This window comes from Blastococcus sp. SYSU DS0616, from assembly GCF_054051015.1.
In genome coordinates, this window is sequence record NZ_JBJHAJ010000028.1 from 41016 (window position 1) to 57614 (window position 16599).

A 16599-nucleotide genomic window follows, 5' to 3' on the forward strand; every position below is an offset into this window, starting at 1 on the left:
CCGATCTCATGACCCGGACGGCGGACGCTACCGGTTCCCGGGCCGCCGGCTCCGGTCCCGCCCCGCCCCCGGCCGCTGCGCGGAGCGCCCGGCCGAGCGCAGCCGGACGCGGACGGCGGCGTGCAGCGGTACCAGGACCACGCCGTCCCGGGCCAGCCGCGAGCGGAGCTCCCGACGGTGCCGGACCACCCCGGCCAGGCCGATCGCCCAGAACAGGTACTGCACGGCGAACGCCGCCCGGAAGGCGTCCAGGTCGTAGTCGGTGGACGCGCCGGGGGTGAGCAGGTCCAGCACCGCCCCGACGGCCAGGATCGTCAGGAGCGAGGCGACGAACCCGCCGACGTTGACCACACCGCTGGCGCTGCCCTGCCGCTCGACCGGGTTCTCCGTGCGGGCGTAGTCGAACCCGATCATCGAGCCGGGACCGTTGGTGCCGAGCACCGCCACGAGCACGACCAGCAGCCACAGCGGGGCACGCCCGGGCCACAGCAGGACGACGGTCCAGATCGTGGCGGTGGCGGTCAGGATGCCGAAGACGAGCACCGAGCGGCGCAGCGGCCAGCGGGCGCACAGCTTGCCCAGCACCGGCCCGACGCCCATCCCGACCAGCACCAGGAGGGTGAGCAGGCCGGCCGCCGTGCCGGGCGCGAGCCCTTGCCCGACCACCAGGAACGGATAGCCCCAGAGCAGTGCGAACACGGTGCCGGAGAACTGGGTGACCAGGTGCGTGTAGAGGCCGATCCGGGTTCCAGGCTCCCGCCAGGTGTCGACCAGCCCGCGGCGGAGCTCCGCCACCGGTGGCGCCACCGGGCGGACCGTGCCGGGCGGGGCGTCCCGCAGCGCTGCTGCCACGAGCACGACGACGAGCGCGCCGGTCGCTGCGGCACCGAGGAACGTCGCCGTCCACGAGGTGGCGTGCAGCAGCGTCACGAGCGGGTACGCCGCGGCGACCGATCCGATCTGCCCGAGGATGCCGGTGAGCTGGGTGATCAGCGGCGCCGACGTCCCGGGGAACCACAGGGCGACGATGCGCAGCACGCTGATGAAGGTCATCGCGTCCCCCGCGCCCACCAGCACCCGGGCGGCGACGGCCGTCGGCACGTCGGTGGCCAGCGCGAGCAGGAGCTGGCCTCCGGCCATCGTCACGGCCCCGGCCAGGATCATCCGGCGGGATCCGAACCGGTCCAGCGCCACGCCCACCGGCACCTGCAGCGCCGCGTAGACGGCCAGCTGCAGCACGAGGAACAGCGACACCGCCGACGCCCCGGCCGAGAACCGTTCCTGCGCCTCCACCGCCGCCACGCCGAGCGAGGACCGGTGGAAGACGGCGACGGCGTACGCCAGCAGCCCGACCAGCCACATCGCGTAGGCGCGGGCCGACGGGCGGGCGGCCGGGACGGAGGTCACCTGGACAGGACACCGCAACGCGGTCGGCCATTCCACGCCGGGCCGGTGAGTTCCCTCACCGGACCCTCCCGGCGCACTACTCTTGCGAGCCGATGGACCCCTTGGTCGACCCCACCGACGATCCCTCCGTGGACGACGGTCACCGCCGCGGACGGATCCTCTGGGCCCTGGCCACCTGCATGGCGGAGAAGGGGTACCAGGCCACCACGATCTCCGACATCGCGCGCGAGGGCCGGGTGTCGAAGACGATCGTCTACGCCCACTTCCGCGACAAGGAGGAGTGCCTCCTCGAGCTCTACACCCGGGCCAACGAGAAGGTGCTCGACACGGTGCGCCGGGCGCAGGAGCAGGCGCACGCGGCCGGGCTCCCCTGGCGCGGCCGGCTGCGCGCGGGCATCGGCGCCTACCTGGAGACGCTCGCCGCCGGGCCGGCCGTCGCCTGGGCGGCGCTGGTCGAGGTGCAGGCGGCCGGCCCGCGGGCCCGGGCGCTGCGCCGGCAGGTGTTCGACCAGTACGTCGACCTCATCTGCGAGGTGGCCGGCGGGCTGGCGCAGGACCATCCCGACGAGGTGCGCCCGGTCGGTCGGGAACTGGTGCTCGCCGCAGTGGGCGGCGTCAACGAGCTGATGCTGGCACGGGTGGAACGCGGGGAGGCCGCGCAGCTGTCCGAGGACGTCGACGCCGCCACGGCGACGGTGGTCGGGCTGCTCGAGCGCCGTCCCTAGCGGTGTCCGAGGTGGTACCGGCGGGTACTACCGCTCGGTAGCCGCGCTGTCTACGCTGCCCCGGAACCCGGGTCACAGTGGACGGAGCCCCATGAGCGCACCCCCGCGCGTCGACGCCGGCGCGCCTGCGGAGGCACCGTCGCGTCCGGGGACCGCCGTCGTGCAGCTGCGCATCGACCGGGCGACCGTCGTCCCGGTGGTCGCGGCCGTGCTCATCGCCGGGCACCTCGCCCTCCGGGGCTGGGCCGCGGCGAGCGGCTGGCTCACCGGGCCGGACTTCCTCGCGGCCGCGGTGGCCGCCGGCCTGCCGGTCGACGTCCCCGGACCTCCCGGCGCCGTGGGCCTGGCCCGGGGCGTCGCGGCCATCGCCCCGCTGTCCTGGCCGGCGCTGGTGGGGCTCGAGCTCCTCGGGCAGCTGCTCGTGGACCTCCTCCTGTACCGGCTGCTGGTCGAGCTGTTCGGCCGCCGGCCGACGGTGCTGCTCCCGCTGACGGTCTACCTGACCAGCTCGCTCACGCTCGTGGGCGGGACGTGGTGGAGCGCGGCCGTGGTGCAGCTCCCGCTCCAGCTGGCCCTCCTCGTCGCCGTCCGCGGGCACGTGCACTTCCTGCGCTCGGGCTCGCCCGCACGGGCCCTCACCAGCGCGCTGGCCGTCGCGGCCGGGGCGTTGTTCGCCGTGGAGGCCGCGCTGGTGCCGCTGCTGCTCCTGGCCGGCACCGTGCTCTGGGCGACCACCGGCCCGCTGCGGGCCAGGCTGCGCACCCTCGCCCGGTGGCGGATCGCCTGGGCGGCCCACGCCGCCGCCGTGGCCGTCGGCCTCGGCGCGCGCCTGCGCCTCTCCGATGACCCGCTCGTCGACGGGGCCGCCCTGGGCGAAGGCCTCCGCACGCTGCCCGGCGTCCTCGCGCACACGGTGCTCCCCGGTCTCGTCGGCGGCCCCTGGCGCTGGGAGACCGTGCTGGCGCCGCTGGCCACGCCCGACCCGCCGGTCGGCCTCGTCTGGGGCGCCCCCGTGGCCCTGGCCGTGGTGGTCTTCGCGTCCGTGCTGGTCCGCCGGGGGGCGCTGCGCGCCTGGCTGCTCGCCGCGGTGGTCGTCGTCACCGCCGTGATCGGCGCCGCGTCCTCCGGCGCCACGGCGGGTGCGGTGGCGGCCGACCTGGTTCCGCCGGCCACCACGGCCCTCGTGGCGGCGCTGGCGGTCGGGCTCGCCTTCCTGCCGGTCCGGGAGGCACCCACCGTCCTGATCCGACGGGCCTGGACCACCCGCGGCCGGACGGCCGAGGCAACGGCTCGGCTCACGCGCACCGGAGTCGCACTGGGGGTCGCCTCGGCCCTCCTCGCCGGGGCCGTGCTCTCGACCGCCGGCTTCGCCCGGCACTGGTCGACCAACGCCGGCCGCGACTTCGTCGACAACGCCAAGGGGGCGCTGACCGGGCGCGTCGACCTCGTCCTCGCCGATGCCCCGGTGCCCGAGCACGTCGTCCCCGAGCGGCTGGCGCCGGCCAACCGCGCGTCGGTCGTCCTGGCCGGCCTCCCCCGGCTCCCACCCTTCCTGGCCGAGGGGCAGGTCGTCGACGAGGTGGTGGCCCTGGACGACCAGGGCCACGGCCAGCTGGCCGTCGTCGACCCCGTGAGCACGTCCGGCTCCGGGCCCACCCCGGACTGCGGCTGGCCCGCCGGGGAGGAACCGGCCGAGGTACAGCTGCCGCGGGGGACGCCCGACGGCCGGTGGCTGGTGCAGATCGCCTACTTCGCCGGGGTGGGGAACCTGGTGACCGTGCGGGCCGGGGACACCGTGGGTGCCGGCCTCGCGGAGGCGGGGGTCCACAACCTGTTCGTGCAGGTGAGCGGCCCCGTCGACAGCGTCGTCATCGAGGTGGCCGACCCCCAGGCCCCGCTGTGCGTCGCGTCGGTGGCCGTCGGACAGCCCCTGGCCCTCACCCCCGGCGGGAACTGACCGTGCGCTATCCGGCGCTCAACGGCCTCCGCGCGCTCGCGGCCACCGCCGTGGTCACCACGCACGCGGCCTTCTGGACCGGCTCGTACACCGCCGACACCGGTGGCTACGCCCTGGCCCGGCTGGACGTCGGCGTCGCGGTGTTCTTCGCGCTCTCGGGCTTCCTGCTCTCCCAGCCGCTCTTCCGCGCCGCGGCGGAGGGGCGTCCGGCGCCACGCACCGCCGCCTTCCTGTGGCGACGGGCGCTGCGCATCCTGCCGGCGTACTGGGTGTGCGTCGTCCTGGCCATGCTGTTCCTCCCCGGGAACCGGGAGATGGGCGGCGGTGACTGGTTGCGCTTCCTCACCCTCACCCAGATCTACTCGCGCAGCTGGCACGCCGACGGCCTGGACCACGCCTGGAGCCTGTGCACCGAGGTCTCCTTCTACGTCCTGCTCCCCCTGATCGTCGCCGGGCTGCTCCGGCTCAGCGGCGGTCGGTGGCGACCCGGGCTCCTGCTGGCCGCGCTGGCCGTGGCCTCCCTCCTGGGTTTCGCCTGGTTCGCCTGGGCGGCCTCGGACCCGTACCTGCTCGGTTCGCTGACGCTGTGGCTGCCGGCCTACGCGTCGTGGTTCGGGGCGGGCATCGCGATCGCGGTGCTCTCCGTGGCCTCGCCCGACTGGGCGCCGGTCCGCTGGGCGAACGAGCTGGGCGGCAGCCCGTGGACGTGCTGGGGCGCGGCCGCGGCGCTGTTCTGGGTGGCGGCCGGGCCGTTCACCGGGCCCGTCGACCTCTCCTCGGCGCTGACCGCCGGACAGGGGATCACCAAGCACGTGCTCTACACGGGCGTCGCCGCGCTGGCGGTCTGGCCGCTGGTGTTCGGCGACCAGACGGCGGGCCGGGGACGCCGCTTCCTCGCCAGCCGCCCGCTGGACTGGCTGGGTGAGCGCTCCTACGGGCTGTTCCTCTTCCACATGCCGCTGCTGATCGTCCTGTGGGACGTCTTCACCCACCCGCTCGTGGTCGTGCTTCCGGTGACGTGGCTCGTCGCCGTCGCGGTCGCCGCGGTGGTCTACCGCGTGATCGAGCGACCGCTCGTGCTGCGCGGGCGCAACCTCGTCCCCGACCGCCCGGGCGCCCGGGCGGACAGCGCCGGCACGGGCGCGGGCGGCCACGCGGCCGGCATCCCCGCCGGACCGACCCCGCCGGCGGGGGCGACGCGCGGCTGACCTGGGCTCACCCCTCCCGGTGGCGGCCGCCGACCGGCGCCGTACGGATCCACCGCGGCGGGTCGGGCAGCACCCCGGCGACGACGGCGGCAACGGCGACCAGCGCGCACACCTGGCGCACCGTCGACGTGCTGCCGGGGGCGAGCAGCAGGAGCGCACCCGACACGGCCAGCGCGCCGGCGGCCGCCCCGCCGAGAACCAGGTGCCGGTGCCGTCCGGCGCAGCGACCGGCGACGTAGGCGACCGCCAGCGCACCGATCCCCACCGGCCCACCGACCAGCGCGATGCCCGCCACCGCCGCGAGCACGAGCACGGCTGCCGCAGCCCGGCTCCCGCCGCGCTCGGTGCGGGCCCTGCGGGGGCGCGCGGGCAGAGCCGCGAGCGCACCGAGCAGGAGCACGGCACCCGCCCCGACCCCGAGCGCCGTCCGGTAGGCGGAACCGGGACCGAAATCGAGGGCGACCGTCCCGGCCGGGCCCGGTGGCAGCACGTACCCCTGCTGCCACCCGTCCACCGCCACCTTCTCCAGGGGCCGCCCGTCGAGGGTCGCGCTCCAGCCCGGGTTGGTGTTCTCCGGCACCACGAGGAGCGTGCTCTCGCCACGGGCGCCGACCTCGACCCGGCGGTGCTCGGCGTCCCAGCGGACCACATCGGCCGGCCGCCGGTCGATCCCGTCCGCGGGGGCGCCGGACCTCGTCAGCGTCGCCGTGTCGACGGTCAGCAGGTCGGTGCCGGGAGCGACCAGCCGGTGCTCGCCGCCGGCGAGGCTCACGGTCCCCTCGTCCCCGCAGACCGAGAGCTGCAGCGGCTGCAACGAGGCGAGCGCGCCGACGGTGGTGCGGGCGGAGGTGCGGAACGTCGTCCCGTCCACGGTGACCACGGGCCCCTCCGCGCACGGGACCACGACCGGCGCCTCGAGTTCCGGCGCAGGATTCGGCTCGCCCACCTGCAGTTCGCTGACGCCGATGCCGAGCCGCTCGGTCATGCGGCTGTAGGGGTCGAACGACGACAGTTCGAGCGGCCGCCGGAGGCCGACCAGCAGCCGGTCGGTGGTGATCGGGGCGAACCGGACGCTGCCGTCGTCGTCGAGGGCGAGGAGCGCGGGCAGGCCGCCGCCGGCGTCGATCGTCACCGCGGTCGGGACCGCAGCCGCCAGACCGGCACGCGTGACGATCCGCACCGAGTCGACCGTGCGGGGTTCGCTCCACCGGAGCTCGAGCGAGGGGGTCCCGTCAGCGCGATCGGCGAGCCACGCGGTGCCCGGATCGCCGTCCACGGCGGCCGCGGCGCTGCCTCGGGGATCCTCGACGGCGCTGCTGCTCGCCGTCACCGCCACGTCGGTCCCCCGGATCCGGGCGAGGAGCGCGTCGAGCGCGGGGCCCGGCCGCGGCACCGCCGTCACGGACAGCTCGTAGGCGGCCGGCCGGGTCACGGTGAAGGCCCGGTCCAGCCCCTGCGGCTCCTCCGCCCCGGTGGGCAGCGCGGCCGCGCAGCGGGGGCCGTCCGCGGCCACGAGGCAGCCGGCGCGGCCCGGACCGGAGGTGTCGAACGCGTACACGTCGACCTGCCCGGCCGGTTCCGGCGTGACGACGGTGCGGCTCACCGCGACGCCGGGCAGCTCGACTTCGGCCAGCGCGAGGACCCCGGCCGCTCCCCCGGAGGGAGCGATGGTCAGCGAGGTCGTGCGCCCCGGTGGCAGGGGCAGCTGCTGCGGCTGGTCGGTGTCCTGCACTGCCACGTCGAAGGCGCCGGCGTCGGTGGTGAGCCGGATCCGGTGCGGCAGCTCCGCGGCCGACGGATCCAGCGTGACGGTGACGGTGCCGGCGAGGAACTCCGCATCGGTCTCCAGCCGCCACCACAGGGCCCCCGGCTCCGTCGCGTCGTCGGCAGGGCGCCACGCCGTCCGCGGATCGCCGTCCACCGCCGCCCACGGCGAGGCGTCGGGTCGGGCGCCGCCGCTGGTGCCGGGGTCCGAGGCGGAGCTCCCCGCGCTCGGTGTACCCCCGCTGTACCGGACGGTGCTGAGGGCCGGCCCCGCCACCGGGTAGTCGGTCGCCACGCCGGCCAGCCGGAGCGGATCGTCCGGGGAGAGCCCCGCCGACTCGGCGCCGGTCAGCCGACCGAAGGTGCGTTCCCGCCGGACCAGTGCGTCACTGACCATGGTCGCGCCGGTTGCCCCCGCGACGTCGGCGCCCGCGAGCACCGCCGGCCGGCCCTCGATCAGCTCCTGCTCCTCCAGCGCCAGCACCGCATCCGGACCGCCGTGCACGGTGACCGCGTCGGACAGCGGCGCGGTCCAGGCCGTCGGCGCCGGGTCGCTCACGGTGAAGATCTGCACCGCCGGGCTGGGCTCCTGGAGTCCGGCGTCGAAGCGCGTGCCCGCGACCGGCATCTCCGCGGGGTGGTCCGGTCCGAACTCGGCGACCAGCTCGATGCCCGGGGAGTCGCGCAGCGCCTGGCGCACGAGCGCAGGACGGGTGGCACCGGCCGGGCCGGCGTCGAGGTCGTTGCGCAGCACCAGGTGCGAGATGCCGGCGCGGGCGAGGAACCGGGTCAGCCCCGCGGACCCCGCGCCGCGGGCCAGCCGCTCCTCCACCGCGTCGAGGAGGCGGATGTGCGCGGGCGGGGTCAGCGGGATCGCGCTGCGCACCTCCCAGGGGGACTCCGCCAGGGCCTGCAGGGGCTCGTCGCCGGTGGACCCCCACGCGTAGGTGGCGAACGACGACCCCGGCACCAGCAGTGCCCGCCCGCTGGGCTGCGCGTCCGCGAGGTAGTCGGCGGTCTCCTGCCAGTAGGAGGGGATCGCCACGAAGGCCCCCTGCGCGGGGATTCGGTCGGCCAGCGCGGGCGAGGTGGTGGCGAGGAGCGCCAGGGCGAGCAGCGCGAGGGCGGCGCGCGCCCCTTCGCGGCCCGCCCGCCCCCACCAGGCCGGGCGCCCGGACAGGGCCGTCCGGTGCTCGCGCGCCCGACGGAGCAGCACGGCGAGCAGGTGGGCCAGCCCGAGGACCAGCGGCAACCGGAGGACGGGTTCGAACTTGTGCACGTTGCGGAGCGGGGCCAGCACGCCGTCCAGGGCATCGTGCAGCCAGCCGGCGAGCAGCCCGTCGACGGCCGCGAGATGACCGAGCGAGACGAGGGCGACCCCGGCGAGCAGCCCGAGCACCAGCCAGGTCCGCTCCGGCAGGCCCCTGCGGGTCAGCGCGAACAGCCCGGCGGCGGCCAGGACCACCGTGGCGGCGACGGGTAGCGCGTCCCGCGCCAGCGCCCAGCCCGACGGCCAGTAGGGACCGGTGGGCGTGGCGAGGTAGGGGACCCAGTGGGAGGCCCCGCGCAGGATCGTCGTCAGATCCGTCGGGGCCGTGGTGGTCGCGGCCGTCTCGATGTAGTCGAGGAACGGCGGGCTGTACCGACCCAGGAGCAGCAGGGGGACGGCCCACCAGCTGGACGCGAGCGCCACGGCGGCCACCCACCAGGCCGCCAGCCGCCGGCGGAAGGGGCCCGGCTGGCGGGTGAGGAGGTAGAGCACCGGCAGCGGCAGGACGGCAGCGGTGGCCACCGCGTTGACCCCGCCGACGCAGAACACCGCGAGGCCCGAGAGCGCTGCCGCGCGGCGTGCCGAGCCGTGCCCGGCGGCCCCGACGAGGGGCAGCAGCACCCACGGCGCGAGCGCCATCGGGAGCACCTCGATGCTGACCGAGCCCACGAGGGAGACCATCCGGGGCGCGAGCGCATAGGCCAGCCCGGCCAGCAGCGCGGTGGCCGGCGTGCCGATCCCCAGCCGGCGGGCCAGGAACACCACGCCCAGGAACGCGGTGCACAGGAGCACCGCCCACCAGAGCCGCTGGACCAACCACAGGGGGATGCCGGCGCCCTGGCCGAGGACGAAGAACGGCCCCATGGGGAACAGGTAGCCGTAGGCCTGGTTCTGCACCTGGCCCGCGAACCCTTCGGGCTCCCACAGCTGCAGCGCCCGGGACAGGAAGCCCGCGGGATCGACGTAGAGGTCGACCTTGGTGTCGGGGACCAGGCGGCCGGACGACTGCGTCAGCGCGAGCGCGGTCAGGGCAGCGCACACGGTGGCCAGCCGGACGCGCCACACGAGGCTGCTGCCACCGCTGCGGACGGCCGGCGGCACGGGCGCCGGGGAACGCGCGGAGCCCGCCGGACGGGATCCGGCGGGCTCGCGCGCGAGGGTCGTGGCCATGGGTGCACCTCCGGAGGGGGCACCCCCTCCCCGGCCGGTCAGTGGCCGGTGGCCGCCCGCGGACCGCCGTCGGCGTGCGCCGGCCGGCCGCTGCGCCGGTCCCGGGCCACGAGGACGGCCCCGCCCACGAGCAGGACCAGACCCACCCCTCCGAGCACCAGGGGAACGGTCTGCTGGATGAGGGTGATCTGGCTGCGGTTGTCCTCGGCGCGCTGCACCCCGTCGGCGATGGTTTCCTCCGTGCCGCTGAAGGTGCCGGCCAGCATCGTCACGCCGGTGGTGCCGTCGGGCCCGCGCAGCACCGTGTTCGGCGACTCGGACGCCGTCACGACGACGCCGCTGGTCGGCTCGACCCAGACGGTCCGCTCGTTGCTGTAGACCACCTGGGCCTCGACGGTGCCCGCGTCGGGGTCACCCACGAGCGTGCCGGGGACCTCGGTCTCCCGGATCACGGTCTCGGGCACCGTCGTGACGAACTTGTAGACCTCGAGCCCCTCCAGCTCCTCGACGCCCTCGAAGCGGGCGGGGAACGCCTTGCCCGTGGTGGGGTTGAACAGCTCGTAGTCGCGCTGCTCGGTGCCGAAGGGGAACGTGAGGGTGAGCCCTTCGACGTCCTTGCTGCGGTCGTCGTCGACGTGGTCGGAGTCGCAGTCGACGGCCACGGCCTCGGTGCGGTCCAGGCAGACCCGGTAGGTGGAGGCGTTGAGCAGCGTCCCGTCGGTACCGTTCACCGTCGACCCGAAGCTCCAGACGGCGACGTCGTCGCCGGCATCCGCGGAGTCCGGATCGCCCTGCACGCGCTGCTGGACCTCCGCCTCCAGACCCCGCAGCTGCCGCATCTCGCCCAGGTCGAAGAAGCTCACGCCGCTACCGGAGGCGGTGGGCTCCGCCGTCTGGTCCAGCGGAAGCTTCACCATGGTGGGCGCCAGGATCAGCCGCACGGAGAGCGCCGCGGCGATCAGGAACGCCCCCGCACCCAGCAAGATTAGCCCGATGACGCGTCCTCGCATGCGGTTGGCTCCTCTGCATCGGCGCGACAGCTCCACTGGCATCGCGGCGCGGCAACACTACTGGCGGGTAGCCAAAAGGCAAAGACCAGCCGATACGAGGCAGTACCACGCCCAACCGGCTGGCGGATACCGCGCCGTACCAGGCCCGCCGCCTCCTCACCCGGTCGGGCGACTCGGACGCAGGTAACCCCGGGTACCGGGGGCGGCGGATCGCACTGGTGCGGTTCGGGGAACCGCTCCGCGGCGGCGTGGCTCACCGGCGGCGCATCACCACGACGAGGTTCCAGCAGACGACCTCCCGCAGCAGTGGCACCGCCACGACCCAGCGCGCCCACCACGGGTGGTACCGCGGGTAGGTCGTGACGACGTCGACGTCCGGGCAGCGCCGCGCCCACCGCAGTGCGGCCCCCACGGACACCGGGAACAGCGACTCGCCGAACCGGTTCTTCGGCTCCCGGCCCTCGCGGCGCCGGTACCGGCGTCGCGCCCGGTGCCCGCCCAGGTAGTGCCAGGGCCCGGTCTCGTGGCCGCCGTGCGGGGACCACCAGGGGGTGAAGGAGAGGAAGATCGTTCCCCCGGGCCTCGTCACGCGGACCATCTCGGCCGTCATGGTCCACGGGTGCGCGACGTGCTCCAGCACGTTCGACGAGTAGCAGACGTCCACGCTGCCGGTGCGGATCGGCAGCGCCTCGCCGCTCCCGCGGACCGTGCCGGGCTCCGGCTCCCCCCGGGCGACGAGCTCGCCGGCGTCGGGCTCCAGCCCCGTGTAACGGGCCCCGGCCGCCCGGAACTCCCGGGCGAAGTACCCCGGGCCGCCGCCGACGTCGAGCACGGCCCTCCCCCGCAGGTCGACGTGCTCCGCGAGCTGCCGCACGGAGTCCCGGGCCAGCGTTCCGTAGAACAGGTCCGGGTCGGACTGCTCCCGGAGAAATGCCCGGAAAAGTGTGATCGACCGGGCGAACGTGGCGGTGCGCGCCATTCCTGTAGCACCCCATCCTCTCGGTGAAGGGACTGGCCGAAAGCCTGGTACCGGCGGGTACTCTCCCGCGGTGCCCATGCGATCAACGGCGATCGACGTCCTCTTCGTCAACTGGCGGGACCTGAGCCACCCCGAGGGCGGGGGCTCCGAACGGTACGTCCACCGCATGGCGGAGGGGCTCGCGGCCACGGGCCTGCGCGTCACGCTGTTCTGCGCGGCCCACGAGCGGGCCCCGGCCGAGGAGACGCTCAACGGCGTCCGGGTGGTGCGCCGCGGCGGACGGTTCTCGGTGTACCCCCACGCCCTCGCGTTCGTCCGGCGGCACCGGCCCCGACTGGTGGTCGACGTGCAGAACGGCCTGCCGTTCGCCAGCACGCTGGTGACCCGGGCCCCGGTGCTCAACCTCGTGCACCACGTACACCGCGAGCAGTGGCCCATCGTGTTCGGGCGGTTCGGCGGTGCGCTCGGCTGGTGGCTGGAGTCCCGGGTGGCCCCGGCGGTGTACCGCCGGTCCCCGTACATCGCCGTCTCCCGGGCCACGGCCGCCGAGCTCGTCGGGCTGGGCGTGGCGGCCGACCGGATCGCCGTCGTGCCCAACGGTGTCGAGGAGCCGCCGCCGGTGACGTCCCGGCCCTCCCCCACGCCCAGGCTGGTGGTGCTGTGCCGCCTCGTCCCGCACAAGCGGGTGGAGCACGCCCTCGAGGTGGTGGCCAGGCTGCGTCCGCGGTGGCCGGACCTGCGGCTGTCCGTCATCGGTGAGGGATGGTGGGGCGACGAGCTGCGGGCCGCGGCGGAGCGGCTCGGTGTCCGCGAGCTCGTGGACTTCCACGGCTACCTCGACGAGCAGGTCAAGCACGAGGAGCTGGCCCGGGCCTGGGTGCACCTGTGCCCGTCGGTCAAGGAGGGCTGGGGCCTGGTGGTGACCGAGGCCGGGGCGCACCGGGTGCCGACGGTGGGGTACCGGTCGGCCGGTGGCCTGCGGGAGTCGGTGGTCGACGGTCGGACGGGGGTGCTCGTCGACGACCTCGACGAGATGGTCGAGGCCGTGGAGCGACTGCTCGCGGGCGAGGCGACCCGCCGCCGGATGGGCGAGGCCGCCGCCCGACACGCAGCGGGGTACAGCTGGGACGCGAGCGTGAAGGGCTTCGCCGACGTGCTGTCGGCAGCTGTCGCTGTCAGGCGGTCAGCGCGCGCCGTAGTCGAGGACGTCGACCTGCTGGCCGGCCTGCTCGAGGGAGTTGTCGGGGTCGACCGCGGCGGAGACACCGGCAACGGCGGCGACGGCGAGACCGGCCCCGCCACCGAGGGCGATCACGACGGCGATGAGGGTCTTCATCGGGGGGCTCGCTTCCGCAGGAGTCGACGACGGCCCGTCACGCTAGATGTCCCGGCGAAGATCCACAACAGCGAGCCCACGCAGACCCCGAGCGCCACCGCGTGAGCGGCCACCACCGCCGTCACCCGGACGGAGGACGGCTCGGGCGCCGGCCGGGCGCCGGGCACCCGGTGCAGCCGGAGATCGGGACCGTCCACCACCAGCGGCAACCCGATCACGGCGGCGGGCACGGGGCGGCCGGGGGTGCCCCGTTCGACGAGCACCCAACCGATGCCGAGGTCGGCGAGCGCCCGCGGGTCGTCGACGGCCGCGGCCACCGCGCGCGCCCGCTGGTCCTCCCCCGCCACCGCCCGGCCACCGACCACGAGCTCGTCGTCGGTGACGGTCGGGCGAGGCAGCCAGCGAGGCGCCGGATCCAGCAGCGGCCGGCCCGCGTTCCACTCGAACGCCCGGTAGCTGCCGAAGGGCAGCACGAGGACGTCGCCGGTGGCGTCCTCGGCCGACAACCGCTCGCGGACCCGTTCCCAGTCGGCCGGGTAGCTGACCGGCTGCAGCCGGCCCCCGGCGCCCCAGGCCAGGTCCGGCAGGGCGACCAGCGGGAGCGCCAGCACGGCCGCGACGGCGACCCCGCCCAGGCCCGGCGAACCGCTCCGCGCCGTGACCGCCGCGGCGAGGCGGCGGGCGCCGAGCCCGGTACCGACGGCCAGGGCCAGCGCCCACCACGCCGCCCACTTCTGCCCGTCCCGCAGCAGCCCGGCGCCCGGCACCGTCCGCACCACCCACTCGAACAGGTCGGCGAGGCCGGGGACGGCGCCGGCACAGGCCAGCACCACGCCGGCTGCGGCGAGCAGCAGCAGCCGGCGCGCGGGCCCGGTCAGCGCCTCCCGGGTGGTCCAGCCGACCGCGGCCACGGCCAGCAGCACCAGGGTGAGCAGCGGGACGAGCACCGAGGTGCGGCTGCCGGGGACCGCGCCGGCGTTCCAGATGCCGCCGGTCCCGAGCACCGACAGCAGCGTTCCGCCCCAGCCCTCCGGGCGCGCGGCGAAGGCGCCCACGCCCGCGGGATCGGAGGCGCCGCCCGCGGGGTGCAGCGCGCCGGCCACGATCCACGGCAGGGAGAGCACCAGGACCCCGCTCCCGGCCACGAGCAGCCGCTCGCGACCGACCAGCACGAGCACGAGGCCGGCGGCCAGCAGGGCGCCCGTCGGGGTGAGCGCCGCCGGCGCGCAGACCAGCAGCAGCCGGGGCAGGGCGCCCGGCAGGCGCTCGCGCACCCGCAGCGACGCCCGGGCGATCCAGGGCAGCGCGGCGTAGGCGAGCAGCAGCGCCCAGTGCCCCATGAGCAGCCGCTCGGCGAGGTAGGGGCTCCACCCGTACACCAGCCCCGCGACGGCGGCCGCGACTCCGCGCCGGCCGTCGGCACCCGGCGGAACCAGCCGCGCGGCGCCGAGGACGGCGGCGAAGACCGTGCCCAGGAGGACCGCCTTCTGCACCACGTCCCCGGGCACGACGGCCGTCAGCAGACCCATGACGGCGTCCACCGGCACGGCGCGCGGCAGGGAACCACCGAGGCCCAGGGCGTCCAGGTCGAGATCCTGCCTCGGTACGAACACCATGTCACGGAGGAGGACGAAGCCGGGGGCGAGCGCCGGACCGGTCACGAGCAGGGCCACGGCCAGCGCGAGCACCCGCGCGGGCCACGGCGATGCGTCGGGCCGGGCCCATCGCTGGTCCACGTGCGCTCGCACCTCCGTCCCGACAGCCGGCACGCCGGGCTCCCGGCGGACGAGCGCAGAGTATGGGGGTGAGCGCACTGGGATCGAGCAATCGCCGGCGGGACGTCGGCCCGGCGGCGCGGTCACCCCGTGCGCTCGGCTCGGCGGCCCTGGTGACCGTGGCATTCCTGGGCGCCAACGCGCTCGCCTACGTGTTCACCGTGCTCGCCGCCCGGCTGCTCGCCCCCGCCGCCTACGGGGAGCTCGCCGCGCTGCTGGGCGTCGTGCTCGTCGGCGCGGTGCCGGGCACCGGGGTCCAGACCACCGCCGCGCTGGTCCTCGGCGGACGCGCGGGCGACCCGCGGACGACCGGCCGGTTGCACAGCACCGCCCTGGCCGTGGGCCTGGGCGTCAGCGCCGGAGCGCTGGCGCTCGCACCCCTGCTGGTGGCCCTCCTGCACCTCCCCACCGCCGGCGCCGCGGTGTGGCTGGCGCTGCTGCTCCTCCCGCAGACCATGGTCGTGGGGTACCAGGGGCTGCTGCAGGGCGCGGGGCGGTTCCGCCGGCTGGCCGTCCTGACGGTGGCCTTCGGCGCGGGCAAGCTGAGCGGTGGGCTCGCCGGGTTGCTCATCGGCGGCAGCTCGTCGGGCGCGCTCGCCGGCATGACCGCCGGGGCGGCCCTCGCCGCGCTCGGCGGCTGGGTGGCCGCGGGCCGACCGGGGCTGGTGCGCGGCCTGGGCCGGCCCCTCGCCGCGTCGCTGCGGGCGGCCGGCGCGTTGCTCGGCCTGGTGGTGCTGCTCAACCTCGACGTGCTGCTGGCCCGCCACCACCTGCCCGGCGCGACGACGGGTGAGTACGCCGTCGCCTCGATCATCGCCAAGGTCGCGTTCTGGCTGCCGCAGGGCGTCGGCGTGGTCCTGCTCCCCCGGCTGGGCGACGCCGCCGGCCGGCACGCGGTGCTGCCTTCGGCGCTGGCCGCCGTAGCGGCCGTCGGCGCGCTGCTGACGGCCGGCACCGCCGCCCTGGGCGGAGCTGCCCTGCCGCTGATCGGGGGTGCGGCGTACGGCGACGAGCTCGGGAGCGCCACATGGCTCTTCGCGGCGCTGGGCACGCTGCTGGCGCTCGCCCAGCTGCTGCTGTTCTCCGGGATCGCCGCGGCCGACCGGCTCGCCGGCGTCGCGGTGTGGTCGGCCGCCGTCCTCGAGACGGTCGTGGTCTCGGCCCTCGCCGCCGCCGGCCGGTTGACGCTGCTCTCCCTGGTCTCCACGGCCCTGCTGACCGCCCTGCTGCTCGTGGGGGTGGGGCTGACCCGGCTGCACCGCGCCCGCGCGGTCCCCGCGATGACCGCCGACGGCGTGGTGCCGGCCCCGCGGGCGTGATCCACACCGCCGGGACGGGACGACTACTCGCGGGCCGGACAGGGCAGGAGGACCACGTCGTCGGTCGGCGGCCTCCGCGGGCGGCCGACCGCAGCCGTCCGTCCCCGAGACGAGAGGAGCGCCGCCCGTGGCGTCCGTCATCCATTACACGATCGCGACCGAGGCCGAGAAGAGCCCCGACTTCCGCCGGGTCCTGTGGACCGGCAAGAACACCCAGCTGGTCATCATGACCATCCCGCCGGGTGGGGAGATCGGCGAGGAGACGCACGAGGACATCGACCAGATCCTCACCTTCGTCAGCGGCATCGGTAAGGCCGTCATCTCGGGCAACGAGAAGAACGTCGCGCAGGGCGACCTGGTCGTCGTCCCCGCCGGCACGAAGCACAACTTCCTGAACACCGGCGAGAACCCGCTGGTGCTCTACACGGTCTACGGCCCGCCCGAGCATGCCGACGGCGCGGTGCACAAGACCAAGGAGGAGGCCGACGCCGCCGAGGAGTCGGGCGAGGACGAGCCGCCGACGTCCTGACCCCTCCGCAGGACCACCGGCCGGGGGGGGGGGGGGGGGGGGGGGGGGGGGGGGGGGGGGGGGGGGGGGGGGGGGGGGGGGGGGGGGGGGGGGGGGGGGGGGGGGGGGGGGGGGGGGGGGGGGGGGGGGGGGGGGGCGGCGCGGCCCCCC

11 protein-coding genes are annotated in these 16599 nt (G+C 76.1%); 6 read left to right on the forward strand and 5 right to left on the reverse strand.

The features are described 5' to 3' along the window. Window positions 1-27 precede the first annotated feature (27 nt). The gene (locus ACI79K_RS17580) at window positions 28-1407 is read right to left on the reverse strand and encodes an MFS transporter (RefSeq protein ID WP_456590727.1); all 1380 of its coding nucleotides are present in this window, start codon (window positions 1405-1407) and stop codon (window positions 28-30) included. A 92-nt stretch (window positions 1408-1499) separates the two neighbouring features. On the opposite strand from ACI79K_RS17580, the gene ACI79K_RS17585 reads away from it, so the two are divergent. From ACI79K_RS17585 to ACI79K_RS17595, 3 genes are all read left to right on the forward strand, one after another. After that, the gene (locus ACI79K_RS17585; protein WP_456600339.1) at window positions 1500-2132 is read left to right on the forward strand and encodes a TetR/AcrR family transcriptional regulator; all 633 of its coding nucleotides are present in this window, start codon (window positions 1500-1502) and stop codon (window positions 2130-2132) included. Between the two features lie 91 nt (window positions 2133-2223). Further along, window positions 2224-4089, forward strand: a complete 1866-nt coding sequence (locus ACI79K_RS17590) for a hypothetical protein (protein ID WP_456600340.1) — start codon at window positions 2224-2226, stop codon at window positions 4087-4089. 2 nt (window positions 4090-4091) lie between these two features. Then, the gene (locus tag ACI79K_RS17595; RefSeq protein ID WP_456600341.1) at window positions 4092-5297 is read left to right on the forward strand and encodes an acyltransferase family protein; all 1206 of its coding nucleotides are present in this window, start codon (window positions 4092-4094) and stop codon (window positions 5295-5297) included. Between the two features lie 7 nt (window positions 5298-5304). On the opposite strand, the gene ACI79K_RS17600 is transcribed toward ACI79K_RS17595, so the two are convergent. The 3 genes from ACI79K_RS17600 to ACI79K_RS17610 form a co-directional block, all read right to left on the reverse strand. After that, window positions 5305-9501 (reverse strand): alpha-(1->3)-arabinofuranosyltransferase domain-containing protein, encoded by a 4197-nt coding sequence (locus ACI79K_RS17600; RefSeq protein WP_456600342.1) that lies wholly within the window; start codon window positions 9499-9501, stop codon window positions 5305-5307. Window positions 9502-9539: 38 nt separating this feature from the next. Next, entirely contained in the window at window positions 9540-10511 is a 972-nt protein-coding gene (locus ACI79K_RS17605) for a DUF3068 domain-containing protein (protein WP_456600343.1), read from the reverse strand. Between the two features lie 253 nt (window positions 10512-10764). Further along, the gene (locus ACI79K_RS17610; protein WP_456590733.1) at window positions 10765-11490 is read right to left on the reverse strand and encodes a class I SAM-dependent methyltransferase; all 726 of its coding nucleotides are present in this window, start codon (window positions 11488-11490) and stop codon (window positions 10765-10767) included. A 76-nt stretch (window positions 11491-11566) separates the two neighbouring features. On the opposite strand from ACI79K_RS17610, the gene ACI79K_RS17615 reads away from it, so the two are divergent. Further along, window positions 11567-12931, forward strand: coding sequence for a glycosyltransferase family 4 protein (locus ACI79K_RS17615; protein ID WP_456590737.1), 1365 nt, complete (start codon window positions 11567-11569; stop codon window positions 12929-12931). Here the strand turns inward: ACI79K_RS17615 and ACI79K_RS17620 are convergent. Continuing rightward, complete coding sequence (locus ACI79K_RS17620; RefSeq protein WP_456590734.1) at window positions 12823-14562, reverse strand: hypothetical protein; 1740 nt, start codon at window positions 14560-14562, stop codon at window positions 12823-12825. The two genes, ACI79K_RS17615 and ACI79K_RS17620, sit on opposite strands and share 109 nt — an antisense overlap. Window positions 14563-14630: 68 nt before the next feature. Between ACI79K_RS17620 and ACI79K_RS17625 the strand changes: the two genes are divergently transcribed. Together ACI79K_RS17625 and ACI79K_RS17630 are read left to right on the forward strand one after the other, a co-directional pair. Further along, window positions 14631-15920 (forward strand): hypothetical protein, encoded by a 1290-nt coding sequence (locus ACI79K_RS17625; RefSeq protein ID WP_456590735.1) that lies wholly within the window; start codon window positions 14631-14633, stop codon window positions 15918-15920. Between the two features lie 127 nt (window positions 15921-16047). Then, entirely contained in the window at window positions 16048-16449 is a 402-nt protein-coding gene (locus ACI79K_RS17630; protein WP_456590736.1) for a cupin domain-containing protein, read from the forward strand. The last annotated feature ends 150 nt before the right edge of the window (window positions 16450-16599 follow it).

Excerpts from the sequence above, each read along its gene's own strand:
- ACI79K_RS17585 (WP_456600339.1), top strand. The coding sequence starts at position 1,500 with ATGGACCCCTTGGTCGACCCCACCGACGATCCCTCCGTGGACGACGGT.
- ACI79K_RS17590 (WP_456600340.1), top strand. The coding sequence starts at position 2,224 with ATGAGCGCACCCCCGCGCGTCGACGCCGGCGCGCCTGCGGAGGCACCG.
- ACI79K_RS17600 (WP_456600342.1), bottom strand. The coding sequence starts at position 9,501 with ATGGCCACGACCCTCGCGCGCGAGCCCGCCGGATCCCGTCCGGCGGGC.
- ACI79K_RS17605 (WP_456600343.1), bottom strand. The coding sequence starts at position 10,511 with ATGCGAGGACGCGTCATCGGGCTAATCTTGCTGGGTGCGGGGGCGTTC.
- ACI79K_RS17610 (WP_456590733.1), bottom strand. The coding sequence starts at position 11,490 with ATGGCGCGCACCGCCACGTTCGCCCGGTCGATCACACTTTTCCGGGCA.
- ACI79K_RS17615 (WP_456590737.1), top strand. The coding sequence starts at position 11,567 with ATGCGATCAACGGCGATCGACGTCCTCTTCGTCAACTGGCGGGACCTG.